The 22,669-nt window shown below is 71.0% G+C and carries 19 protein-coding genes; 13 read left to right on the forward strand and 6 right to left on the reverse strand.

Features of this window, described 5'->3' with window-relative positions; translation table 11 throughout:
* Window positions 1–69 precede the first annotated feature (69 nt).
* Window positions 70–3,006, reverse strand: coding sequence for an HD domain-containing phosphohydrolase (locus IAI53_RS18470; protein ID WP_222948282.1), 2,937 nt, complete (start codon window positions 3,004–3,006; stop codon window positions 70–72).
* 138 nt (window positions 3,007–3,144) lie between these two features.
* Between IAI53_RS18470 and IAI53_RS11295 the strand changes: the two genes are divergently transcribed.
* Together IAI53_RS11295 and lgt are read left to right on the forward strand one after the other, a co-directional pair.
* On the forward strand, window positions 3,145–3,831 hold the full coding sequence (locus IAI53_RS11295; RefSeq protein ID WP_187718303.1) for a YceH family protein: 687 nt from the start codon (window positions 3,145–3,147) through the stop codon (window positions 3,829–3,831).
* Window positions 3,832–3,858: 27 nt separating this feature from the next.
* Window positions 3,859–4,647, forward strand: coding sequence for a prolipoprotein diacylglyceryl transferase (lgt, locus tag IAI53_RS11300; protein WP_187718304.1), 789 nt, complete (start codon window positions 3,859–3,861; stop codon window positions 4,645–4,647).
* Here lgt and IAI53_RS11305 read toward each other — a convergent pair.
* From IAI53_RS11305 to IAI53_RS11315, 3 genes are all read right to left on the reverse strand, one after another.
* Window positions 4,644–5,078, reverse strand: coding sequence for a two-component system response regulator (locus tag IAI53_RS11305; RefSeq protein WP_187718305.1), 435 nt, complete (start codon window positions 5,076–5,078; stop codon window positions 4,644–4,646). The genes lgt and IAI53_RS11305 overlap by 4 nt on opposite strands.
* A gap of 118 nt (window positions 5,079–5,196) precedes the next feature.
* Entirely contained in the window at window positions 5,197–5,841 is a 645-nt protein-coding gene (locus IAI53_RS11310; RefSeq protein WP_187718306.1) for a response regulator, read from the reverse strand.
* Window positions 5,841–7,538: a PAS domain-containing sensor histidine kinase gene (locus tag IAI53_RS11315; RefSeq protein WP_187718307.1), complete on the reverse strand. Its 1,698-nt coding sequence runs from the start codon at window positions 7,536–7,538 to the stop codon at window positions 5,841–5,843. Before IAI53_RS11315 ends, IAI53_RS11310 begins: the two co-directional genes overlap by 1 nt.
* A gap of 122 nt (window positions 7,539–7,660) precedes the next feature.
* On the opposite strand from IAI53_RS11315, the gene IAI53_RS11320 reads away from it, so the two are divergent.
* The 4 genes from IAI53_RS11320 to IAI53_RS11335 all read left to right on the forward strand — a co-directional run bounded on the left by IAI53_RS11320 (window position 7,661) and on the right by IAI53_RS11335 (window position 13,290).
* A complete protein-coding gene (locus IAI53_RS11320) occupies window positions 7,661–9,040 on the forward strand; it encodes a malonyl-CoA decarboxylase (protein WP_187718308.1) in 1,380 nt (459 codons plus the stop codon).
* Window positions 9,041–9,209: 169 nt separating this feature from the next.
* Window positions 9,210–11,657, forward strand: a complete 2,448-nt coding sequence (locus IAI53_RS11325) for an EAL domain-containing protein (protein WP_225433301.1) — start codon at window positions 9,210–9,212, stop codon at window positions 11,655–11,657.
* The gene (locus tag IAI53_RS11330) at window positions 11,654–12,862 is read left to right on the forward strand and encodes a hypothetical protein (RefSeq protein WP_187718309.1); all 1,209 of its coding nucleotides are present in this window, start codon (window positions 11,654–11,656) and stop codon (window positions 12,860–12,862) included. Before IAI53_RS11325 ends, IAI53_RS11330 begins: the two co-directional genes overlap by 4 nt.
* Before the next feature lie 11 nt (window positions 12,863–12,873).
* On the forward strand, window positions 12,874–13,290 hold the full coding sequence (locus IAI53_RS11335) for a hypothetical protein (RefSeq protein WP_187718310.1): 417 nt from the start codon (window positions 12,874–12,876) through the stop codon (window positions 13,288–13,290).
* A gap of 253 nt (window positions 13,291–13,543) precedes the next feature.
* On the opposite strand, the gene IAI53_RS11340 is transcribed toward IAI53_RS11335, so the two are convergent.
* On the reverse strand, window positions 13,544–14,167 hold the full coding sequence (locus IAI53_RS11340; RefSeq protein WP_187718311.1) for a trimeric intracellular cation channel family protein: 624 nt from the start codon (window positions 14,165–14,167) through the stop codon (window positions 13,544–13,546).
* 151 nt (window positions 14,168–14,318) lie between these two features.
* Here IAI53_RS11340 and IAI53_RS11345 point away from each other — a divergent pair, with 151 nt between their 5' ends.
* The 5 genes from IAI53_RS11345 (at window position 14,319) to IAI53_RS11365 (ending at window position 19,212) form a co-directional block, all read left to right on the forward strand.
* Window positions 14,319–15,287, forward strand: a complete 969-nt coding sequence (locus IAI53_RS11345) for an NAD(P)H-dependent flavin oxidoreductase (RefSeq protein ID WP_187718312.1) — start codon at window positions 14,319–14,321, stop codon at window positions 15,285–15,287.
* Window positions 15,288–15,349: 62 nt separating this feature from the next.
* Window positions 15,350–16,228, forward strand: coding sequence for a branched-chain amino acid ABC transporter permease (locus IAI53_RS11350; RefSeq protein ID WP_187718313.1), 879 nt, complete (start codon window positions 15,350–15,352; stop codon window positions 16,226–16,228).
* Window positions 16,225–17,181: a branched-chain amino acid ABC transporter permease gene (locus tag IAI53_RS11355; RefSeq protein ID WP_432813922.1), complete on the forward strand. Its 957-nt coding sequence runs from the start codon at window positions 16,225–16,227 to the stop codon at window positions 17,179–17,181. The genes IAI53_RS11350 and IAI53_RS11355 overlap by 4 nt, the downstream gene beginning before the upstream one ends.
* Window positions 17,182–17,273: 92 nt before the next feature.
* Complete coding sequence (locus tag IAI53_RS11360) at window positions 17,274–18,434, forward strand: ABC transporter substrate-binding protein (RefSeq protein WP_187718314.1); 1,161 nt, start codon at window positions 17,274–17,276, stop codon at window positions 18,432–18,434.
* Between the two features lie 178 nt (window positions 18,435–18,612).
* Window positions 18,613–19,212, forward strand: coding sequence for a DUF924 family protein (locus tag IAI53_RS11365; protein ID WP_187718315.1), 600 nt, complete (start codon window positions 18,613–18,615; stop codon window positions 19,210–19,212).
* A gap of 18 nt (window positions 19,213–19,230) precedes the next feature.
* Here IAI53_RS11365 and IAI53_RS11370 read toward each other — a convergent pair whose 3' ends face one another.
* A complete protein-coding gene (locus tag IAI53_RS11370; RefSeq protein WP_187718316.1) occupies window positions 19,231–19,875 on the reverse strand; it encodes an NAD(P)-dependent oxidoreductase in 645 nt (214 codons plus the stop codon).
* Between the two features lie 100 nt (window positions 19,876–19,975).
* Here IAI53_RS11370 and IAI53_RS11375 point away from each other — a divergent pair, with 100 nt between their 5' ends.
* Together IAI53_RS11375 and IAI53_RS11380 are read left to right on the forward strand one after the other, a co-directional pair.
* Window positions 19,976–20,878, forward strand: coding sequence for a LysR family transcriptional regulator (locus IAI53_RS11375; RefSeq protein WP_187718317.1), 903 nt, complete (start codon window positions 19,976–19,978; stop codon window positions 20,876–20,878).
* A gap of 126 nt (window positions 20,879–21,004) precedes the next feature.
* Window positions 21,005–22,657 carry an isovaleryl-CoA dehydrogenase gene (locus IAI53_RS11380; protein ID WP_187718318.1) on the forward strand — a complete coding sequence of 551 codons (1,653 nt, stop codon included), beginning with the start codon at window positions 21,005–21,007 and terminating at the stop codon, window positions 22,655–22,657.
* Window positions 22,658–22,669: the final 12 nt, after the last annotated feature.

Here is a 22,669-nt window from a genome sequence, read left to right on the forward strand (position 1 = left end):
TCCGCGGATGCTGCGAGGGAAAGAAGTCGATTGTAACGCCGTCGACGCCGCGTCGGCAGACGCAAGGGCTCAGCGCAGGTAAGACTCGATGTCGAGCTCGTCGATCTGCTCCGGACGCAGGAAACGCTCGGCATAGCGCCGGTACACCCCGCTGCGCAGGAAGAGCTCGAAGATGTCGGCGTCGATGTGGCGGTCGTCGCGGAAGCGCGCCAGGATGGCGACCGATTCGGACAGCGTCTTGGCCCGCTTGTAGGGCCGGTCGGCGGCGGTCAGCGCCTCGAAGATGTCGGCCACCGCCATGATGCGCGCCGGCACCGATAGCTGCTCCTCGGTGAGCCCGCGCGGGTAGCCGCTGCCGGTGAGGGTCTCGTGGTGAGTGCCGGCGTACTCCGGCACGCGGCGCAGCTGGCGCGGCAGCGGAATCTGGTCGAGCATGATGATGGTCTGGATGATGTGTTCGTTGATCTTGAAGCGCTCCTCGTCGCTGAGCGTGCCGCGGCGGATCGTGAGATTGTGGAGTTCGCCGAAGTCGTACAGCAGCTCCGGCACCTTCATGCGGATGCCGTGGCGCGCCTCGTATTGCTGTTGCTCGGTGCGCGGCACGCGGTGCCAGGGCTTGTCGGCCAGCAGCGCTTCCGCCGCCGGCAGGTCTTCGAGTTCGGTGGCGTCGCGCCGGCGCAGTTCCTCGTGCGACAGGCCGAGGCGGTCGTCGAAGTGGCGCAGCCAGGTTTCCCCGGCGATGCGCGCGAGCCGCTCGATGTGCTCGTCGGCCATGAACTCGCCACCGATATTGCACTCGGCGACGAAGGCGAAGTCCTCCTGCAGCTGCGCGCGCCGCGCCTCGAAGGCGGCCTGTGCGGCGGCCGCGTCGGCGCCCTCCTGCACGGCGCGCAGGCGCGCGATCTCGGCGTCGCGCAAGAGCACCTCGAAGCGCATGCGGATCTCGTGGATGCGGTTGTACAGGGTCTCCAGCTTGGTGGCCTTGTCCACCACGTATTCCGGGGTGGTGACCTTGCCGCAGTCGTGCAGCCAGGCGCCGATGCGGAACTCGCGCCACTCGTCCTCGTCGCGGAAGCGGAAGCCGGCCAGCGGGCCTTCGTCCACCGCGCAGGCAGCCTCGGCCAACATCAGGGCCAGCTCCGGGACGCGCTCGCAGTGCCCGCCGGTGTAGGCGCTCTTGGCGTCGATCGCGCCGGCCACCAGGCGGATCACCGCGTCGAGCATCACCCGCTGGCCCTCGACCAGGTTCTGGTTGTCGAGCGCCAGCGCCGCCTGCGCCGCCAGCGCCTCGACGAAGGGAATGATCTCCGGATCGAAGGGCACGGCGCGCCCGTCGGCCGGGTCATGGGCGTCGGCCAGCTGCAGCACACCGAGCACCTCGCCGGACGCGGTGATCAGCGGCACCGCCAGCATGGACGGGCGGAAGCGGCCGCCCGCGTCGGCGAACATGCCGTCGCTGCATACCGTATGGCGCTCGTGCACCGCCCGCACCGCCGGATGCGCCGAGCGCGAGGCGCCGCCGTCGGCCGCTCGCAGGGCGAGCTCCGCCTCCTGCGCCATGTCGTCGGTATCGGCCGCGGGGCGCAGCGTGTCCGCCTCGGTGGTCAGCAGCAGGGTCGCCCGCCCGGCGCTGGCCAGGCGGGTGGCGCTGGCGAGGATCTGCCGCAGCAAGGGGTCGCGCTCGCGCAGCGAGGACAGCGCCAGCCCGATCTCCACCAGGCTCTCGAGCTTGTCGCGGGCCTGCCGCAGCGCCTCGGTGCGCTCGCGGATCGACTGCTTCATGGTGCGGTGCGCCTCGCCGAGCACATCGAGTTCGTAGAACATCGAATCGACCCGCACCTCGCCGCTGAAGTCCATCGCCTTGACCCGCTCGGAGTCGCTCGCCAGGTTGGCCAGCGCGCGGGATGCGCGACGCGACATCAGATAGGCCGCCGGCACCGAGATGCCCAGCACCAGCAGGGAGATCAGCACCACCTGGTCGCGCGCACGCACGATGTGGGTGGAGAAGGCCGAGAGCGGCGCGAAGGCTGCCACCCGGTAGGCCACGCCGGGCGCCACCTCGACGGCGCGCAGGGCCAGCACGTGCGGTTCGCCGGCCAGGGCGAGACTGCCGCTCTGCGGTGCCTGCCCGGCCAGCGCACCGGCCAGCGCGGCGAGGTACGGGTTGCGCGCCGCGGCAAGCGGGGCCAGCAGTTCCACCGCCCCGGCGGCGCGCACCGCTTCGGCACCGGAAAAGGCCAGCACCCGGTCCTGGGCGTCGAGTACCACCACCCCGCCCGGCTGGCCTGCGGTGGAGGCGGCCACGAAGTCGGCCAGCGAGGCCAGCGACAGGTCGGCGCCCATCACGCCATCCACGCCGGCGATGCGGCGGGCCAGGGTGACGCCCAGCTGCCCGGAGGACTCGAACAGGTAGGGCTCGACCAGTACGGTTTCGTCGCGCTCGCGGGCGCGCCCGTACCAGCCCCGCCGCACCGGATCGTAGATCGCCGCCCTGCTGCGCTCGCCCAGCAGGCTTCCATCCCGGCCGACGAAGCACCAGTGCTCGATGCGCCCGTCCGCGGCGGCTGCAATGGTGCGCAGCGCGAATGCGGCCCCCTGCGGTGCATCCAGCGCCTTGCGCACCGCCTCGTCGCCGCGCACGCCGATGACCTGGAAGAACTCGCCGCTGTCGAGACCGAAGTACAGACCGTAGAGCGGGGGCTGGACGTCGACCGTGGCCAGCAGGTACTCGCGCAGGCTCTCGCTGACCCGTCCATCTGCCGCATAGGCCGCGGGCGCCAGGCGGGCGCCGGCTTCCACCACGCGGCCGGCCGAGTGCACCAGGGCCTCGAGCTGGCGGGCATTGGCCACGGCCATCTGGTCGAAGATGGCCTGCGCGCTCTCCTCCGCCATGCGCTCGAAGCGCCCCAAGGCCGAGAGCAGGAAGGCGGCGACCAGCGTGATGACGAAGGTCGCCAGCAGGAAGGTGGCGACCACATGTACGCGGAACTTCACGGTTCGCAGCATCGCGGGCACTCCGGCGGCCCCGCTGCAATGCGGGGCGGGAAAGAGGAAATGCCCTCGTACTATAGCGTCGAACCCGCCGCGGCGCGTGCGGCATGCTGCGCTATCATCGCCCCTCCACAGCAACCTCGGCCCCCACCCATGGACTCACAGGACCAGCACCCCGACGAACCGGGCTTCGACCTCGATCCCTTCGAGCTGCGCGTACTCGGCGTACTGATCGAGAAGAGCTTCGTCACGCCCGACAGCTACCCCCTGTCGATCAACGCGCTGATGGCCGGCTGCAACCAACTCACCGGGCGCGAGCCGGTGATGGACTTGTCCGAGGAGGCGGTGCAGGGCGCGGTCGACAGCCTGATGGAGCGCCGCCTGGTGTCGCGCCGCGACCAGGCCAGCGCGCGGGTAGCCAAGTACGAGCACCTGGTGCGCCTGCGCCATTCCTTGCCGCCGGGCGAGCAGGCGGTGCTGGCCACCCTGCTGCTGCGCGGCGCGCAGACCGCTGGCGAGATCCGCCAGCGCTGCGAGCGCATGCACCGTTTCGGCGAGATCGCCGAGGTCGAGGCGGTGCTGGAGCACCTGGCCGAGAAGTATCCGCCGATGGCCGTGGCCCTGCCGCGCGCGCCGGGCACCAAGGAAGCGCGCTGGGCTCACCTGCTGGGCGGCACCGAAGGCCTGGCGATGCAGGCCGAAGCCAGCAGCGCGGACGCCGGTGGCGGCGGAGCGGCGCGCGGACGGATGACGGAACTCGAAGAGGAGGTGCGCCGTCTGCGCCAGGAAGTGGACTGGCTGCGCGGCGAGTTCGAGAAGTTCCGCGCGCAGTTCGAGTAAGCCCCGACACGGACACCCCCACCACCCATGCTCACCCATCCGCAGTTCGACCCGGTCGCCGTCTCGCTCGGCCCGGTCTCGGTGCACTGGTACGGCCTGATGTACCTGCTCGCCTTCACCCTCTTCATGGTGCTCGGCCGCGTGCACGCCAGACGCCGCCCCGAACTGGGGTGGAACGGCCCGCAGGTCGACGATCTGCTGCTCTACGGCGTGCTCGGCGTGGTGATCGGCGGCCGGCTGGGCGAGGTGCTGTTCTTCCAGCCCGGCTACTACTTCAGCCACCCGCTGGAAATCCCCGCCATCTGGAAGGGCGGCATGAGCTTCCACGGCGGCTTCCTGGGCGTGCTGGTGGCGATGTGGCTGTATGGCCGGCGCAGCGGCAAGGGGTTCTGGCAGGTCACCGACTTCATCGCCCCGCTGGTGCCCACCGGCCTGGCGGCAGGGCGCATCGGCAACTTCATCAACGGTGAGCTGTGGGGCCGCCCGGCCGACCCGGACCTGCCCTGGGCGATGGTTTTCCCGTGGGTGGACGCGCTGCCGCGCCATCCCTCGCAGATCTACCAGGCGCTCGGCGAAGGCCTGCTGCTGTTCGTCATCCTGTGGCTGTTCGCCGCCCGTCCGCGCCCGCTGCGCGCGGTATCAGGCGCCTTCCTGCTGGGCTACGGGGTGTTGCGCTTCGCCGCGGAGTTCTTCCGCACGCCGGACCCGGGCATCTTCGGCACCCTGTCGCTCGGCCTGTCCACCGCGCAATGGCTGTGCGTGCCGATGATGGCGGCAGGCGTCTGGCTGCTGTTTGCTTCCCGCAGGACGCCTTAAGGCGTGTTGCCGCGATCGGCGGCGAGGGCCTGCAGCATGGCGGGCAGTTCATCGCTGGTGACCACCGCATCCGCCCCCAGGGCGCGCGCCGCGCGCGCCGGCATGGAATCGTGGGCAGGCACCACGGAGACGATGCGCGCATAGGGCGCCACGCGCTTGAGCAGGCCGACGAAGCGCGCCGGCTCGGACACCGACACCCGCCAGTCGAGCACGGTGACATCCGGGGTGAGCAGGAAGAAGAGCTGCATTGCGCGGCTCTCGCTGTCGGTCCAGCCGGCCAGTTCGACATCGGCCGATTCGGTCAGCAGGGCCTCCAGCCGCCCGCTGCGCACATCCGTGGGCGCGGCCAGCAGCACGCGCAGGGCGGATGCGCCACGAGCATCGCTGGAACGTACGGCTGACTGCGCGGCAGGAACGGCTTGCGGGATCATCGACATACACCACTTCGAGGTATGCCGGGATAATGCCTCAATCATGGCGTAAATGACATCAGGGAATCCCTGATTCGCATCCTGCCGTGACATGCTTCCGCCCGGCAGGCCCGCCGCATCACTCCTCGGACGACACCAGGCCGATGCGGATCGCGTGACGGGTGAGCCCCGCCACATCGAAGATACCCAGCCTCTGCATGATCTGCGCCCGGTGCGTTTCCACCGTCTTGACGCTGATGAACAGCCGCGTGGCGATCTCCCGCGTGCTGCGTCCCTCGGCGATGAGCTGGAGAATCTCGCGCTGCCGCGCGGTGAGCGGCTCCGCGCCGGACGGCGCGCCGCCGGCGGCAGGCGGCTGGCCGGCGACCTGCGGCGACAGATAGCGCTGCCCCGCTGCCACCGCCCTCAGGCCATGCTCGAGCTCCTTGGGGGCCGAGTCCTTGATCAGATAGCCGGCGGCGCCGGCGCGCAAGGCCTCGCCGACGTAGTGCGCCGCGGTGTGCATGGACAGCGCCAGCACCGCACAGTCCGGGTGCTCCGCGTGAATGCGTGCGGTGGCGTCCAGCCCGTTGAGGCCGGGCATGGACAGGTCCATGACCACGATGTCGGGCGTCAATTCGGCCACGCGGGCCAGCGCCTCGCGACCATCGGCCGCCTCGCCCACCACGGTGAAGCCGGTAAAACCGCCGATCAGCGCACGCAGGCCGCCGCGCACCAGGGCATGGTCGTCGACCAGCAGCACGCGCTTGTCGCTCCGCGGCATCAGGCCTCCCTGCGCGGCAATACCGGCAGGCAGGCCAGCACGCGGGTGCCTTCGCCCGGCGCGGAGGCCAGCTCGAAGCGCCCGCCCGCAAGCTCCGCCCGCTCACGCATGCCCACCAGGCCCAGGCTGGCCCGCCCGTCGGGCTGCGCGCCCGGGTCGAAGCCGCAGCCGTCGTCATTGACCCGCAATTCCAGCAGCCCGTCGCTGTGCTCGACCCGCACTTCGATGCGCGTCGGACCGCCGTGGCGCAGGGCGTTGTTCACCGATTCCTGGACGATGCGGAAGGCCGCGGTCTCCGCCGGCTCGGCAAAGCGCGGCAGGCCGTCGGCACCGCACAGGTCCACCGCAACGCCGGTGCGTTCGGCCTGCCCCTGGCAGTACCAGGCCAGCGCGGGCCCCAGCCCGAGGTCGTCGAGCATGGACGGACGCAGGTCGAGCGCCCGGTCGCGGATGCGGCCTATGGTCTGGTCCATGATCTGCATGCACTCGTCCAGGCGCAGCCGCGAGGCCTCCTGCAGCGCATCCTGACCGATCGCATGCAGGTTGAACTTGGCCGCGGTGAGCTGCTGGCCGATCTCGTCGTGCAGCTCGCGCGCCAGGCGGCCGCGCTCCTCTTCCTGGATCTGCATCAGCCGCGCCGACAGGTCGGACAGATGGCGATGGCTGTCGGCCAGCGCCTTGTCGGTGGCCTGGCGCGCGGTGATGTCGATGGCCATCGCCAGCAGCTGCACCACCTTGCCGTCGGCGTCGCGGATCGGCGTGTTGAACCACTCGCACAGGATGCGGCGCCCGTCGCGGGTGCGGTTTTCGTTGACGTTGTGCGCGTCGAAGGTGCCATTGCGCAGGCGGGCCAGCACCATCTCGGTCTGGCCGCGCTCGGTCTCGGGAATGATGGTGTCGAAGGTGCTGCGGCCGATCAGCTCCGCGGCCTGGAAACCGAAGATCTGCTCGAAGGCCGGATTGCAGTCGACGATGCGCCAGTCGGTGTCGGTGACGATGCAGCCGATCGGCATGCGTTCCAGGTACAGGCGGGCGCGCGCCTCGCTTTCTGCGAGCTTGCGATAGGCCTCCACCTGCTCGTGGATGTCCAGGTAGGTGCCGATCACCCGCGTGGGACGTCCGTTGGGGTCGCGCGCCACGACTTCGCCCGAGGCGCGGAACCAGCGGTAGCTGCCGTCGGCCATGCGCATGCGGTACTCACTGATGTAGTCGCGCCGCAGTCCGTCCAGGTAGTTGCGGAATCGGCTGCGCGCCTCGTCGTGGTCGTCCGGATGCAGGCGTCCGACCCAGGCCTCGACCGTCTCGTGGAAACCCTCGGGCGAATACCCCAGCATGCGCGCCACCGCCTCGTCGGTGGCCACCTCGCCGCTGTCGATACGGTAGTCCCACAAGCCCAGCCGGGTCGCATGCAGGGCGACCCGGAAGGCCGCCTCGCGCTCGGCCAGGCGTTGCTGCAGGCCCCACAGCGAGGAGAAACCGATCCGGATCATCAACCACACCAGCGCGGCGGTCGACAGCACGAAGAACAGACCCTTCCAGGTCTGCAGCTCGGTGATGCGCGCCGGGTCCTGTACCCACACCGCCAGCAGGCGGTCCGAGTAGATGATCCACGCGGTGGCCAGCGCCGCGTAGAGCAGCGCGATGCCCAGGGCCAGGCGGCCGGGGCGGGGCACGTTCGGCGGGGGACTGTGGGGCATGGGCAGACCGTATGGAAAAGGGATGACCGCATACGCGAACGTCAATCTTACTCGCCTTGCCGGCCGACCAGAACCCGCAGGCGCGGTATGATCGGCACATCCCCAACCCGCAGGAAGCACGCATGGCCCCAGGACTGATGTCACGCAGCCTCGACAAGATGCGCGAGATCGTGGCGAGCGCCACCGGACGCAAGGACGAACCCTCCGAGAAGACCCTGGAGCGCATCCGCCGGCAGTTGCACGAATGCGCCGAGGGGCGCGGCGGCGAGGTATCGACCCGCCAGCGCGCGGCGCGCCTGGCGGACACCTATCTCGGCCTCGACGACGCCGGGCGCCACGCCTTCCTGCGCATCATCGCGCTGGAGTTCGGCCCCGAGCCCAAGCGCATCGCCCGCGCGCACGAGGCCTACCAGGCGGCGGTGGGCACCCCGCATCAATGGGACGCCGAGGCGCAGCTGCGCGCCGCGATGCGCTCGGCGCGCATCCGCATCCTCACCCAGTTCAACGCCATCCCCCAGGGGGTCAAGTTCCTGGTCGACCTGCGCGCCGACCTGCTGCGCTTCCTGCCGGGAGACAAGGAGCTGCAGTCGCTCGACCGCGAGCTCGAAGCGCGGCTGTCGGCCTGGTTCGACGTCGGCTTCCTGGAACTCGCGCGCATCACCTGGCATTCGCCCGCCGCGCTGCTGGAAAAGCTGGTGGAGTACGAGGCGGTGCACGAGATCCGCTCGTGGACCGATCTCAAGAACCGGCTCGATTCGGATCGCCGCTGCTACGGCTTCTTCCATCCGCGCATGCCGCTGGAGCCGCTGATCTTCGTAGAGGTCGCACTGGTCGAGGAGCTGGCCGACAACGTCCAGCAGCTGCTCGACGAACACGCCCCGGTGCTCGACGCCTCGCGCGCCAGCACCGCGATCTTCTATTCCATCAGCAATACCCAGAGCGGCCTGCGCGGCGTGTCCTTCGGCAACTTCCTGCTCAAGCGGGTGGTGGACGACCTCAAGCGCGATTTCCCCAAGCTGAAGACCTTCGCCACCCTGTCGCCGATCCCGGGGCTGGCGCGCTGGGCGAGCAAACATCCCGCGGAGGTGGCCGCGGCCTTCACCGATGCCGATTGGAAGCGCCTGGCCGCCGCCGGGGTCGACGGCCCCGAGTCGCCGCGACTGCGCGAAGTGCTCGGCGGCAAGCCGGGCTGGCAGGATGACGAAGCCCTGGCCCGCGCGCTGCAGGCACCGCTCTCTCGCGTGGCGGCCGACTATCTGCTCAATGCGCGGCGCGAGGGCAAGCCGGTGGACCCGGTGGCGCGCTTCCACCTTGGCAACGGCGCGCGCGTCGAACGGCTCAACTGGCTGGCCGACACTTCGGCCAAGGGCCTGGAACAGTCCTGGGGCTTGATGGTGAACTACCTCTACGACCCGGACCGCATCGAGGACAACCTGGAATCATTTGCCAGCGAGGGACGGATCGACGCAGCCACCGCGGTCAAGCGCCTGGCGCGTCGCTGAACGGAACGCCGCAGCGGCTTCGACGCAACAAACACGCCCTCGATACGTAGGTAATACGCCTACATGCTGGTCATGGCGCACGCGATGCGGCACTATCTGCGCCACATGACCACGGGTTGAGCGCAAGCCGGCGCCCCGCCGGAACGACTCACCGACAGGGGCTTATCGCTTGCGACGACAGCCGTTCGGCCTACACTCCATCCGCATCCGCCTGCTGCTCGCCAGCACGGTGGTGCAGGTCGTCCTCCTTACCCTGCTGCTGGCCAACAGCGTAAGGCTGATGGACAACGCCGCCTCGGCCAGCCTGGACACCCTGGTCACGCAGAATGCGGTGATGCTGCACACCGTGGCGGCGGCCTACGGCCAGCACGACGACTACGTCACCCTGCAGGATGTGCTCGGCGAACTGCTCGCCGATGCGGACGAAGGGCTGGTGTACGTGCGCATCGGCCGCCCGGACGGCAGCCTGCTGGTGAGCGCCGGATTGCCCACCATGCAGGCGCTGCCGCCGCCGTACACCGACGCCGACGGGCGCCCGCAGGCCACGCCCGGCGATGACCTGATCCACGTGCGCCGCCCGCTGCTGCTCGATCGCAACGAGGTCGGCTTCCTGCAGTTCGGCGTCTCGGTGTCGGTCCTCACCGCCGCCCGCCGCGCGATCCTCGAACAGGGCGGCGTGATCGCACTGGCCGAGATCGTGCTGACCTTCATCCTGCTGTCGGCGATCGGCTACCTGCTGACCCGCAAGCTGGGCCACCTGCTGGCTGGCAGCCAGGCGCTGGCCGAAGGGCAACTCCATCACCGCCTGCCCGAGGACGGCCTGGACGAACTGGCCAGCCTGGCGCAGCGCTTCAACCTGATGGCCGAGCGCTTGCAGGCACGCATCGGCGAACTGGAGGACACCGCCGCCCGCCTGCACGCCAGCGAGGAGCGCTACACCCTGGCCATGCGCGGGGCCAACGACGGGATCTGGGACTGGGACATCGTGGCCGACACCCTGTACCTGTCGCCGCGCTTCTCGGAGATCGCCGGCCGCGACATGAGCGGCCTCGACATCACCCCGGCCGACATCCCGCGCTACCTGCACCCGGACGACGCCGGCCGCTACCAGGACCAGCTGCGCGAGCATCTCAAGGGCGAGAGCGCGCAGCTCATGCTCGAGCACCGCATCCGGCTGCCCGACGGCAGCTATCGCTGGGTGCTGACCCGCGGGGTCGCGCTGCGCGATGCGGACGGGCGAGCCTACCGCATGGCAGGTTCGATGGCCGACGTCCATGCCCGCCGCCAGGCCCAGCAGCGGCTGACCCACGACGCACTGCACGACGGCCTGACCGGCCTGCCCAACCGCGCGCTGTTCATCGAGCACCTGAAGAGCGCGCTTGGCCAGCGGCGGCGCAACGACCAGCACCGCTTTGCGGTGCTCACCATCAACCTCGAGCGCTTCCGCCTGATCAACGACAGCTTCGGGCATGTCGCCGGCGACGAACTGCTCAGGCGCGTGGCCGAGCGCATCGCCCAGCGCCTGCGTGGCGGCGACGTGGCGGCACGCATCGGCGGCGACCAGTTCGCCATCCTGCTCAACGGCATCCAGGCGCGCACCGACGCACCGCGCTTTGCCGCGGACCTGCGCGAACAACTCGCACGCCCGGCGGCGCTGGCCGGCCACACCGTGCATCCGCACGTGCGCATCGGCGTGGCCCTGTCCGACGACTACCGCGACGACGCCGAGGCCATCCTGCGCGATGCCGACAACGCCCTGCATCGCGCGCGGCGCAGCAGCGACGAAGCGGTGACGATCTTCGAAGCGGGCATGCATACCCAGACCCTGCACACCCTGCGGCTCGAGTCCGACCTCAGGGCGGCCCTGCAGGCCGGCGCCCTGGCGGTGCACTACCAGCCGGTGGTCAGGCTGTCCGACCGGCGGATCGCCAGCCTCGAGGCGCTGGTGCGCTGGCCCCACCCCGAGCACGGCCTGCTCGGTCCGCAGTCCTTCGTGCCGCTGGCCGAAACCCTGGGGCTGATCCACGATCTCGGCATGCAGGTTCTCGAGCGCTGCTGCGCCGACATCGTACGCTGGCAGGCGGACGGAGGCGTCGTGCCGGTCAGCGTCAACCTCTCGGCGCGCCAGCTCCTCGTGCCCGACCTGCCGCAGCAACTCCTGGACACGCTGGCCCGCCACGGCCTGCCACCGGGCGCCATCCGCGTGGAGGTCACCGAGAGCGCGGCGGCCACGCCGGACAGCCCTGCTCCGGCCACCCTCGCACGACTGCAGCGCGCCGGCATCAAGATCCTGATCGACGATTTCGGCACCGGCTACTCGGCGCTCGGCTACCTGCACACCATTCCCTGCGACACACTCAAGCTCGACGGCTCCTTCGTGCGTACGCTGGCGGGCGACGCCCGGCTGGGCGCGATCGTCCGCCGCAGCATCGAGCTGGCCCACGATCTCGGCATCAACGTGGTCGCCGAGTGCATCGAGACCGAAGAGCAGCACACGCTGCTGCAGGCCATGGGCTGCGACTTCGGCCAGGGCTACCTGTACGCCCGCCCGCTCGGCGCCGACGCCATGGAAGCCTTGCTGCACGACATCCCGCCGCTGGAGGAAGACACCCGATGAGCGCGCGCCTGCTCGCCACCCTCGCCGGCGTCGCCGCAATGCTGGCGCTCGTCGTTCCGGCCGCTGCCCAGACGCCGCCGCCGGTGCAGCTGTCCGGTTTCGCCACCCTGGGCGCGCTGGTCCCCGACCGCAGCGACCTGTGGTTCTACCGCTCGGGCGTCAACGCGCCGGGCAAGAACCGCGTGGACCTGGGCACCGACACGCTGGCGGGGGTGCAAGGCAGCCTGCGCCTGGGGGACAGCAGCGACTTCACGCTGCAGATCATGGCGAGCGAGACCCCGCGCGGCGACTACGATCCGCGGGTCAGCTGGGCGTTCTGGCGCTACAACCCCAACGCCGCGCTGACCCTGCGTGTCGGACGCCTGCGCGTGCCCTTCTTCATGCACTCCGACTCGCTCTACGTGAACTACGCCAACCCGTGGATCCGTCCTCCCCAGGAGGTCTACGGGCTCAATCCGTTCAGCGAGATCGACGGCGCCGACCTGCTGGTGCGCGTGCCGCTGAACGGCGCGGATCTGGAGTTCCGCCCCTATTTCGGCAGCGGTCGGATCGACGTGGCCGACGGCGGCAGCGCCCGCCTGCGCGACGTGCGCGGCCTCACCGTGAACCTGCTCAAGGACGAACTGAACCTCTACCTCGGCCATGGCGAGGGGCGCCTGCAGGTCCGCTGGGGCGACAGCGGTCACCGGACGCTGGTGGCGGGCCTGGGGCTCGCGGGAGGCGAGCTCGCCGCCCTGCCCGCACGTTTGTCCGGGCGGAGAGGCCGCGCCAGCTTCAGCGCCGCCGGCCTGCAGTGGGACAACGGCGAATGGCTGGCAATCGGCGAGATCGTCCGCAGGCGCGCCGACCGCTATGTGAACAGCGCCCGTGCATGGCAGCTCACCGCGGGCCGGCGCATCGGCGCGTTCACGCCCTTCCTCACCCTCGCACGCCAGACCGAAGAGCGCCCGGTCGCACAGGCCGTCATCGCCGACCCCACGCTCGCTGCCGGCTTCGACGCCTACCTCGCCTCGCGCAGCGGCGCGCAGCGCAGCGTTACCGTCGGCCTGCGCTGGGACTTCGCCCGCAATGCGGCCCTCAAGACGGAGTTCAGCCGCGTGCGCGTCGCCCGCGACGCCTGGGGCAGCTTCTTCCCGCGCGGCCAGGAGGCGCCGGGCGGGCGCACCGTGCACCTGCTGGGCATCTCCGTGGACCTGGTGTTTTGAGGCGCATCGCCATGCCCGCAGCGCTTCTCGCACTACTGGGCGGATTCCTGCTGTGCGCCGCCGCACATGCCGAGTTCGTCGTCGTCGGCCACCCGGACGGGCCGATCGGCAGCCTGAGTCGCGAAGAAGCGCAGCAGCTCTATCTCGGGCGGCGCAACACCCTGCCCGACGGCAGCCCCGCCACCCTGATCGACCTGCCCGCCGGCGCCCCGCGCGACCGCTTCTATCTGCTGCTCACCGGCAAGAACGCCGGGCAGATCCGGGCATGGTGGTCGCGCCAGGTGTTCTCCGGCCGCGCGCTGCCGCCGCGCGAGGCAGCCGACGGCGCCGAACTGCGCCGCTGGGTCGCCGGCATTCCCACGGCCATCGGCTACCTGCCCGACAACGAAACCACCGACGGGCTGCGCGTCCTGCTCCGCCTGCCCTAGGTGTTGAGTTGCAACAGGTTGTTCCCGGCAAGTCGGGAAGCTGGAGATTGGCGCGCATCGGAACGCACCCTGCACGCCGACGCGCACGGCATCCCCTGTAGGAGCGGCCTTGGCCGCGATTGCGATGTACGTTTTCCCGCTCGCCGCATCGCGGCCAAGGCCGCTCCTACGCTCCTCCTGAGCGCAGGGCCGCCGGAACACGCCGAGGCGGCCAACTCAAGCGCCGCCAATCGCGCACCGCTACGCTGGCGCCTCACAACCTCGCGGTGAATACCGGCAGGCGCCAGCGGAAGCGGATTGCCAGCAGGCGGATCGTCAGCACCAGCGCGGCGGCGGCCAGCGCCGACCAGCCGGCGGACACCCCTGCGGCGTGCAGCGCCACCAGCAGCAGGGCGCCCAGCCACGAGGCGGTGGCGTAGAGCTCGCCGGTGAACACCAGCGGCACCTCGTTGCACAGCACGTCGCGCACGATGCCGCCGAACACACCGGTGATCACCCCCATCAGGCTGGCCACCAGCCAGGGCGCATCGAGCGCCAGCGCGGCCTGGGTGCCGCTCACCGTGAACAGCGCCAGGCCGACCGCATCCGGCAGCAGGAAGAGCCGCGGCGGCAGGCGCACCACGCGCACCAGCGCAAAGGTCGCCAGCCCGGCGAGCATGGCCGCCAGCAGATAGCTCTGGTCGGCAACCCAGAACACCGTGCGGTCGAGCAGCATGTCGCGCAGGCTGCCGCCGCCCAGCGCCGCGGCGAGCGCCACCACCACCATGCCGAACAGGTCGAAGGGCTTGCGTCCGGCCTCGAGCACGCCGGCCGCGGCGTTCACCGCCACACCGGCGAGGCCGATGCCGTAGATCAGGGTCGTGAGCGAGATCGACATGCCGCGGGAGCATAGCACCGCCTCCCGGAAGCGGCACGGTTCGCCCGGCAGCACAATTCAAACGATCGTTTGACTTGTTCCCGCGGCGTGCTAGAGTCGGCTCCGATGCGGGCGCAGCCGACAAGCCCGCCACTGACAACGAGGAGACAGCATGTCCGTACCGAACGCTTTCCGCGGCAACCTGCGCGTGCCGGTGATCGCCGCGCCGATGTTCCTGGTGTCCGGCCCCGACCTGGTGATCGAGGCCTGCAAGGCCGGCGTCGCCGGCACCTTCCCGTCGCTCAACGCCCGCCCCGCCGCCCAGCTGGACGAATGGCTCGGGCGCATCAACTCGGAACTGGAAGCCCATCGCGCCGCCCACCCCGGCGCCCCGGTGGCCCCCTACGGCGTGAACCTCATCCTCCACCCGAGCAACGAGCGCCTGCCGGAGGACCTCGCGCTGCTGGCCAAGCATCGCGTGCCTTTCGTGATCACCAGCCTCGGCCACCCCGGCGAGGTGGTGAAGACCGTGCACGCCTACGGCGGGCTGGTGTTCTCCGACATCATCCACGCCTACCATGCCAAGAAGGCCGCCGCAGCCGGGGTGGACGGGATCATCGCGGTCGCGGGCGGCGCAGGCGGGCACGCCGGCACCCAGAGCCCGTTCAGCCTGATCCGCGAGATCCGCGAATTCTGGGACGGCGCGCTGGTGCTCGCCGGCAGCATCTCCGACGGCGCCAGCGTGCGCGCCGCCGAGGTCATGGGCGCGGACTTCGCCTACATGGGCACGCGCTTCATCGCCACCCGCGAATCGATGGCGCAGGATGCCTACAAGACCATGCTGGTCGACAGCGGCGCGAGCGACGTGGTCTACACCGACGCGATCTCCGGCACCAACGCCAACTTCCTGTGGCCCAGCCTGGAGCGCGCCGGCTTCGACCGCGAACAGCTGTCGGTGGGCTTCGGCAAGGGCAAGATCCACGGCATTGCCGACGAGGCGCGCGCCTGGCGCGACGTGTGGAGCGCCGGTCACGGCGTGGCCACCATCCACGACGTGCCGCCGGTGGCCGAGCTGGTCGGCCGCCTGGCCGCCGAATACCGCACCGCCTGCGCCCTGCCGCCCAGCGCCGCAGTGGCCTGAATCCCTGCGGGGCGCCGCTCCTGCCGATCCCGCACGCGCGGGATCGGCTATCCTTCGGCCTCATGCTCAGCTTCCTCCAGGTTCTCACCAGCGGTATCGCCATCGGCTGCATCTACGGGCTGGTGGCGCTGTCCTTCGTGCTGATCTACAAGGCCACCGAAACGGTGAGCTTCATGCAGGGCGAACTGCTGATGCTCGGCGCCTTCGCGGTGCTGGCGCTCAAGGTCGGCGCCGGCTGGCCGCTGGCGCTCGCCGTGCCCGTCGGCCTGGCCGGCATGGTCGCCCTGGGGGCCGGGCTGGAGCGCAGCGTGCTGCGCCGCGCGCTCGGCCAGCCGCATCTCACCGCGGTCCTGCTGACCTTCGGCATCGGCCTGATGCTGCGCGGTGCGGTGACCACGATCCCCGAGGCCAGCCACTCCATGCACCGTCTCGCCCTGCCCTTCGGCGAGGAGCCGCTGCGTCTGGGCAGCCTGGCCCTGGCGCCGGCCCATCTGACGGTCATCGCCGCCACCCTGGCGGTTTCGGTCGCGCTGCCCCTGTTCTTCCGCCACACCCGCGTGGGCCTCGCGCTGCGCGCCTGTTCGGAGGACGCCCGCGCCGCCGCGCTGATGGGCGTGCCGGTTGCCGCCATGCACACCCTGGCCTGGGCGCTGGGCGCCGGGCTGGCAGCCTTCGCCGGCCTGCTGCTGGCGCCGGTCACCTTTGTTCACCTGGGCATGGGGCTGATCGCCCTCAAGGCCTTTCCGGCCGCGGTGCTGGGTGGGCTGACCAGTCTGCCGGGCGCGCTGGTCGCCGGCATCTTCCTCGGCGTGGCCGAGGCCCTTGCCGGCCTGGTGCTGCCCGAGGGCGTCAAGGACATGGTGCCCTACCTGCTGCTGATGGCCGCGCTGCTGCTCTTTCCTGGCGGCCTCGGCGCGGCGCTCGGGAGACTGCGCGGATGAACCCGGGCTTCCGCCTGCCCCATCTCTCCCGCCGCACCCGCGCCGCACTCCTGCTGGCCGCCACGGCCGGGCTGGCGGCGACCATGGGCGCGGACTACACCCTGGGCCAGTTCGCCTTCGTCGCCACTTTCGCCATCGCCGGCCTCGGGGTGGTGCTGATCGTCGGCCAGGCGGGGCAGATTTCCCTGGGCCAGGGCGCGCTGCTCGCTCTGGGCGCCTACACCCAGGGCCTGCTCGCCCGCCAGGGCGTGCCTGCACCGCTGTCGCTGCCGCTCGCGGTGGCGGTGGCCGCCGGTGGCGGCTGGCTCGCCAGCCTGCCGGCGCGTCGCCTGGGCGGGCTGTACTTCGCCATGAGCACGCTGGCCTTCGCGCTCATCGTCGAGGAAACGCTGGTGCGCTGGAGCGCACTGACCGGCGGCGCCGCGGGCGTCACCGTGCCCACGCTGGCCCTCGGCCCGCTCGCTGCAGACAACGCTGCGGGCGAGGCGCTGGTCAGCGCGCTCGCGCTGGCGCTGGCCTGGTTCGCCTGCCGGCGCTGGGTGGGTTCGCGCCTGGGCCGCGCCTGGCGGGCGGTGCGCGCCGACGAGGGCGCGGCCGCGGCCAGCGGCATCGACTGCATGCGCGCCAAGAGCGCGGCCTTCGCCATCGGCGGCGGCCTGTCGGGGCTGGCCGGCGCGCTTTACGCGCATTGGATCGGCTTCCTCAGCCCGGAGCAGTTCGGCCTGATGCTGTCCTTCGAACTGCTGATGCTGGCCTTCATCGGTGGCGCCCGCCACTTGGCCGGCGCGCTGTGGGGCGCGCTGGTGATCGTCGCCATCCCGCAGGTGATCGCCGTGCTGCGCGACGTGCTGCCCGCCGGCCTGGCCGCCACCGCGGGGCTGGAGTTGCTGCTGTTCGGCGCGGTGCTGGTGGCGGTGGTGCTGTGGCGCCCGCAGGGACTGGCGGACAGCTAGCCTTCCGCCCCGCGCGGGCATGCCGGCGCTAGTCATAATTATGAATTACTGGATAATACGACCTTCGGTGTAGAAACACGTCGAGGTCCGCCATGATCCGTTTCCGTTCCCTATTCGTCGCCGCCCTGGGCCTGCTGGCACTGTCCGCCACGGCCCAGACGCCCGGAGTGAGCCGCGACGAGATCGTCGTCGGCAGCATCCAGGACCTGTCCGGCCCCATCGCCATGCTCGGCGCGCCGGTACGCGACGGCATGCTGCTGCGCTTCGAGGACGCCAACGCCGCTGGCGGCGTCCACGGCCGCAAGCTGCGCCTGGCGGTCGAAGACGCCGGCTACGACCCCAAGAAGGCGGTGCTGGCCGCGCGCAAGCTGGTCCAGCGCGAGAACGTGTTCGCCTTTCTCGCCAACCTCGGCACCCCGGTGGTAATGGCCACCATGCCGATGATCGTCGAGGCCGGACGCCCGCACCTCTTCCCCTTCTCGCCGCACGAATCGACCTACGCGCCGCTACACCCGCTCAAGTTCCAGATGTTCGCGCCCTACCAGGACTACATGGAAGCCGCCACTCGCCACATGGTGGAATCCAAGGGCTATGCGCGCAGCTGCCTGCTCTACCAGGACGACGACTACGGCCTGGAAGTGATGAAGGGCGTGGAAGCCGCCCTGCAGAAGCTCGGCAAGCCGCTCGCCGAGCGCACCAGCTACAAGCGCGGCGCCACCGACTTCTCCAGCCAGATCGCCCGCCTGCGCGCAGCCGACTGCGAGCTGGTGGTGCTGGCCACCGTGGTGCGCGAGACGGTCGCGGCGATGAGCGAAGCGCGCAAGCTGGGCTGGAAGGTGGACATGCTGGTCACCGCCTCGGGCTATTCGGCGCAGACCCACGAGCTCGGTGGCGCCGCGGTCGAGGGCCTTTACGGCGTCTCGGTGCTGCCCCACCCCTACGTGGACGGGGCCAGCCCGGCGCTCGCCGCGTGGATCGAGCGCTACCGTGAGCGCTTCGGCACTGCCCCCAACGTGTGGAGCGTGATGGGCTACACCGTGGCCGACCTCTTCGTGCAGGCCGCCCAGCAGGCCGGCTCCGAGCTGAATACAGAGCGCTTCGTCGGCGCGCTGGAGCAACTGCACAGCACGCCGGACATCTTCGGCGGTCCGGTCTATCGCTTCACCCCGGACGACCACCTCGGCAACCGTCACGGCCGGCTGGCGCAGATCCGCGAAGGACGCTGGCAGCTGCTGACCGACTACCTGCGCTGAGCCGCATGATCCGGCCGAACGCCATGTAGGAGCGGCCTTGGCCGCGATTCGGCGGTGAGAAAACGGACGCCGCAATCGCGGCCAAGGCCGCTCCTACCGGGGATGCCGGGCGCGGGGCGCGCTACACTAGGCTGCACCGACACCCGGGCGCAGGTCGCCCGCCGCAGGGGGAGCAGCCATGGAAACCGCGGAGACCATCCACGCATTCTGGTTTGGCGGCTACGCCGACGACGGCGAGGTCATCGCCCGCCAGTCGGCACTGTGGTGGAAGAAGCACCCCGAGGTGGACGCCGAGATCGGCCGCCGCTTCGCACCGCTGGTAGGCCAGGCGGCCGCCGGCGCGCACGACGACTGGCTCGCCTCGCTTCACGGCCGGCTCGCGCTGATCCTGCTCACCGACCAGTTCCCGCGCAACATCTGGCGCGGCAGCGCGGCCGCCTTTGCCTTCGACAACCTGGCGCGGCGCTGGGCGCTGCAGGCCATCCGCAGCGGCGCCGACCAGGCCTGCCGCCCGGTCGAGCGCGTCTTCCTCTACCTGCCGCTGGAACACTCCGAGGACCTCGCCGACCAGGCCGAGGCGGTGCGCCTGTTCGCCGCACTGGCCGGCTGCGTGCCGCCGCGCCTGCGCCACCACTTCGACGACTACCTAGACTACGCGCGCCGCCACCAGGCCATCATCGAACGCTTCGGGCGCTTTCCGCATCGCAACGCTGCACTGGGCCGCCGCTCCACCGCCGAAGAAGCCGAGTTCCTCAGCCAACCCGGCTCGGGCTTCTGAGCAGCGCCCGCGGCTTCGTCAGGCCGCCGCCACGGTGAATCGCCGGCGCAGGTGCTGCGGCCGTTCGAGCTCGTCAGCGATCGCCACCGCCAGGTCCGCCACCGAGATGCCGGCCGGCTGCGCGCCGTCCATCAGCAGCTGGTCGGCACCCACGCGATAGCGACCGCTGCGCTCGCCCGGCGCGAGCAGCGCGGGCGGCGACAGGAAGGTCCATTCGAGATCCTGCTCGCCGCGGATGCGCTCGAGCGCCTCGCGGGCGGCGAGCGCGCCGTCCTTGTAGGCCGCCGGGAAGCCTTCGGTATCGACCAGCTGCACGCCGGGCGCCACGTACAGGCTGCCGGCGCCGCCCACCACCAGCACGCGGGCCACACCGGCCGCCTTGATGCCGGCCAGGATGGCCGCGGTGCCGCGCAGGAACAGCTCGTGGATCCGCGCCTCGCCCCAGCCCGGGTTATAGGCGCTCACCACCGCGTCCTGCCCGCGCACCGCCTCGGCCACCTGGGACGCATCCAGCGCGTCGGCGCGCAACACGGTGAGCCCCGCGCGGGCCGCGTAGCGCTCCGGGTTGCGGGCCAGCGCAGTGACCGCATGGCCGCGCTGCAGCAGTTCGTCGAGGACGGCCGTGCCGACAAAGCCGGTGCCGCCGATCAGGGCGATGTTCATCTCGTGCTCCATCTGTGATTGAGGTGGGCACACGATACGGTCTTCACAATTCGCGCGGCAGTCGCTAATCTGTGACTTCACCTTGAAGATGAACTTCACAATGCTCGACTATCGCCGCATGGCCGTGTTCGCCGCCGTGGTCCGCCACGGCTCCCTCAGCCAGGCCGCCCGACGGCTGGGCATCAGCACCTCGGCGGTCAGCCAGCATCTGCGCGCGCTGGAACAGGCCTTCGGCGTGACCCTGGTCCATCGCACCACCCGCAAGCTCACCCTCACCGACGCCGGGGAAGGCTTCGCCGCGCACTGCCTGGCCATGGTGAGCGCGGCCGAACAGGCGCAGGCGCAGCTCCAGCTCGCGCACGAGGCACCGGTCGGCCAGTTGCGCATCGCCGCCCCGGTCGGCTTCGCCCGCCACGTGGGGCCCGCACTCGCGCCGCTGCTGGAGCGCCACCCCGGGCTCGACCTGCACCTGCTGGTGGCCGACGAGATGATCGACCTGGTCGAAGCGCGCATCGACCTCGCGCTGCGTGCCGGCCGGCTACCGGATTCGTCGTGGACCGCGCGGCGGCTGTGCGCCTTCGACATGGTGCTGTGCGCCAGCCCGTCCTATCTGGCCGCCCACGGCACGCCGCGTACGCCGGTCGAGCTGGCGTCCCACCGCTGGCTGGGCTCGCCACGCGACGGCGCCGGCGTGGCGCTCACCCTCGGTAGCGCGGACGGCGCCACCGTCGCGGTGCAAGTCACCCCGCGCGTGACCAGCAACAACCAGTTCAGCCTGCAGCAGATGTGCGCCGCCGGACTGGGCATCGCGGCCATGGTGCGCCCCGACATCGAGCACGACCTGCGCAGCGGGCGCCTGGTGCCGGTGCTGCCCGGCTGGACGCTGCCCGCCATCCCCATCCTCGCGGTCACCCCGCAACGCGACGCCCAGCCCGCCAAGGTCCGCCACGCCATCGCGGCGCTGCAGGACTACCTGCGCGACACGCCCGGCGCCCACGCCTGAGCCGCGCCGCCGGCCGTGCATGGCGATGGCCGCATCGGCTGACTACACTGCGGGAGACGCTCCCCGGCGCGGCGCCCCGCCCGCCCCGGGTGGCGACCACGAGATGAACGTCTTCAGGCCCTCGCCGTGCACGACCCGCGTGACCTCTTCAACCAGGTGCCGCCGCTGGCGGACTGGAATCTCTACGCCAGCGACCCCGCGCTGCAGGAGGCGGTCATGCGCGAAGGCGCCGGCTGGGCGGCCGCCGCGCTGCATGCCCAGGGCGAAGCCCTGGGCCGTACGGACACGCTGCAGCTGGGCGAACAGGCCAATCGTCACCCCCCACAGCACGTCTCCCACGACACCCGTGGCAGGCGCATCGACCGCATCGACTTCCATCCGGCCTGGAACCAGTTGATGAGCCTGCTGTACGCCGATGGCGTGCACTGCTCGGCATGGATGGCCCCGCAGCACGGCGCCCACGTGGCCCGCGCAGCCAGTTTCTACCTGCACGGCCAGGTGGAGGCCGGGTCGCTGTGCCCGGTGACCATGACCTTTGCCGCCATCCCGCTGCTGCGCCGCGAACCGGCGCTCTACGGGCTGCTCGCCGAGCGCCTGGCGGCGCGCGAGTACGACCCACGCGAACTGCCGCTGGCGCAGAAGCGCTCGGCCACGCTGGGCATGGGCCTCACCGAGCGCCAGGGCGGCTCGGACCTGCGCAGCAACACCGCGCGCGCACTGCCGGTGGCGGGAGGCGGGCGCGGCGGCGAATACACCCTGAGCGGCCACAAGTGGTTCTATTCGGCTCCGAGTTGCGACGCGCATCTGGTGCTGGCGCGCGCCGACGAAGGCCTGTCCTGCTTTTTCGTGCCGCGCTGGCTGGACGACGGCCAGCTCAACGCGGTGCACATCGGGCGCCTCAAGGACAAGCTCGGCAACCGCTCCAATGCCTCCGCCGAGGTCGAGTTCCACGACGCGCTGGGCATCCTGGTCGGCGAACCCGGCCGCGGCATCCCCACGCTGATCGAGATGGCCGCCCACACCCGGCTGGACTGCGTGCTCGGCAGCGCCGCGCTGATGCGCCGCGCCCTGGTCGAGGCCCTGCACCACGCCCGCCACCGCCACGCCTTCGGCCGCGCGCTGGAGGCGCAGTCGCTGATGCGCAACGTACTGGCCGACCTGGCACTGGAGAGCGAAGCCGCCGTCGTCCTGGCGATGCATCTGGCCGCTGCCGTGGATGCCGACCGCGACAACGGCGAGCGGCTCGCCCTGGCCCGCGCCCGCCGCCGCATCCTCACCCCCGCAGCCAAGTTCTGGGTGTGCAAGCGCGCCATCGCCTTCACCGCGGAATGCATGGAAGTGTGGGGCGGCAACGGCTACGTCGAGGACGGTCCCATGCCGCGCCTGCTGCGCGAGGCACCGGTGAACTCCATCTGGGAAGGCTCCGGCAACGTGATGTGCCTGGACGTGCTGCGCGCCATCGCCCGCGAACCGGATTCCGCCGCCCTGCTGCTCCACGACCTCGCCCAGGGCTGCGCCGGCGAACCCCTGCTCACCCATGCCCTGCATGCGCTCACCACCCAGCTGCAGTCCATCGGCGACATGGAATGGCAGGCGCGCAACATTGCCAGCCAGCTCGTCCTGATCACCCAGGCCTGCCTGCTGCGCCGCCACGCCCCGGCCGAAGTCGCCGACACCTTCATCGCCAGCCGGTTCGCACGACCGGCCGGACAGGTGCCGGGCCTGCTGGGGGACGCCGCAGTCGCGGAGAAGCTGCTGGCGCGGTCTTGGAGGGGATGATGCCGGGCGGAG

It is taken from the genome of Thauera sedimentorum, assembly GCF_014489115.1.
Taxonomy (GTDB): Bacteria; Pseudomonadota; Gammaproteobacteria; order Burkholderiales; family Rhodocyclaceae; genus Pseudothauera; species Pseudothauera sedimentorum.

What these genes read in the sequence shown, in the direction of transcription:
- IAI53_RS18470 (WP_222948282.1), bottom strand. Translation starts at nt 3,006, where the DNA reads ATGCTGCGAACCGTGAAGTTCCGCGTACATGTGGTCGCCACCTTCCTG.
- IAI53_RS11295 (WP_187718303.1), top strand. Translation starts at nt 3,145, where the DNA reads ATGGACTCACAGGACCAGCACCCCGACGAACCGGGCTTCGACCTCGAT.
- lgt (WP_187718304.1), top strand. Translation starts at nt 3,859, where the DNA reads ATGCTCACCCATCCGCAGTTCGACCCGGTCGCCGTCTCGCTCGGCCCG.
- IAI53_RS11305 (WP_187718305.1), bottom strand. Translation starts at nt 5,078, where the DNA reads ATGATCCCGCAAGCCGTTCCTGCCGCGCAGTCAGCCGTACGTTCCAGC.
- IAI53_RS11310 (WP_187718306.1), bottom strand. Translation starts at nt 5,841, where the DNA reads ATGCCGCGGAGCGACAAGCGCGTGCTGCTGGTCGACGACCATGCCCTG.
- IAI53_RS11315 (WP_187718307.1), bottom strand. Translation starts at nt 7,538, where the DNA reads ATGCCCCACAGTCCCCCGCCGAACGTGCCCCGCCCCGGCCGCCTGGCC.
- IAI53_RS11320 (WP_187718308.1), top strand. Translation starts at nt 7,661, where the DNA reads ATGGCCCCAGGACTGATGTCACGCAGCCTCGACAAGATGCGCGAGATC.
- IAI53_RS11330 (WP_187718309.1), top strand. Translation starts at nt 11,654, where the DNA reads ATGAGCGCGCGCCTGCTCGCCACCCTCGCCGGCGTCGCCGCAATGCTG.
- IAI53_RS11335 (WP_187718310.1), top strand. Translation starts at nt 12,874, where the DNA reads ATGCCCGCAGCGCTTCTCGCACTACTGGGCGGATTCCTGCTGTGCGCC.
- IAI53_RS11340 (WP_187718311.1), bottom strand. Translation starts at nt 14,167, where the DNA reads ATGTCGATCTCGCTCACGACCCTGATCTACGGCATCGGCCTCGCCGGT.
- IAI53_RS11345 (WP_187718312.1), top strand. Translation starts at nt 14,319, where the DNA reads ATGTCCGTACCGAACGCTTTCCGCGGCAACCTGCGCGTGCCGGTGATC.
- IAI53_RS11350 (WP_187718313.1), top strand. Translation starts at nt 15,350, where the DNA reads ATGCTCAGCTTCCTCCAGGTTCTCACCAGCGGTATCGCCATCGGCTGC.
- IAI53_RS11355 (WP_432813922.1), top strand. Translation starts at nt 16,225, where the DNA reads ATGAACCCGGGCTTCCGCCTGCCCCATCTCTCCCGCCGCACCCGCGCC.
- IAI53_RS11360 (WP_187718314.1), top strand. Translation starts at nt 17,274, where the DNA reads ATGATCCGTTTCCGTTCCCTATTCGTCGCCGCCCTGGGCCTGCTGGCA.
- IAI53_RS11365 (WP_187718315.1), top strand. Translation starts at nt 18,613, where the DNA reads ATGGAAACCGCGGAGACCATCCACGCATTCTGGTTTGGCGGCTACGCC.
- IAI53_RS11370 (WP_187718316.1), bottom strand. Translation starts at nt 19,875, where the DNA reads ATGAACATCGCCCTGATCGGCGGCACCGGCTTTGTCGGCACGGCCGTC.
- IAI53_RS11375 (WP_187718317.1), top strand. Translation starts at nt 19,976, where the DNA reads ATGCTCGACTATCGCCGCATGGCCGTGTTCGCCGCCGTGGTCCGCCAC.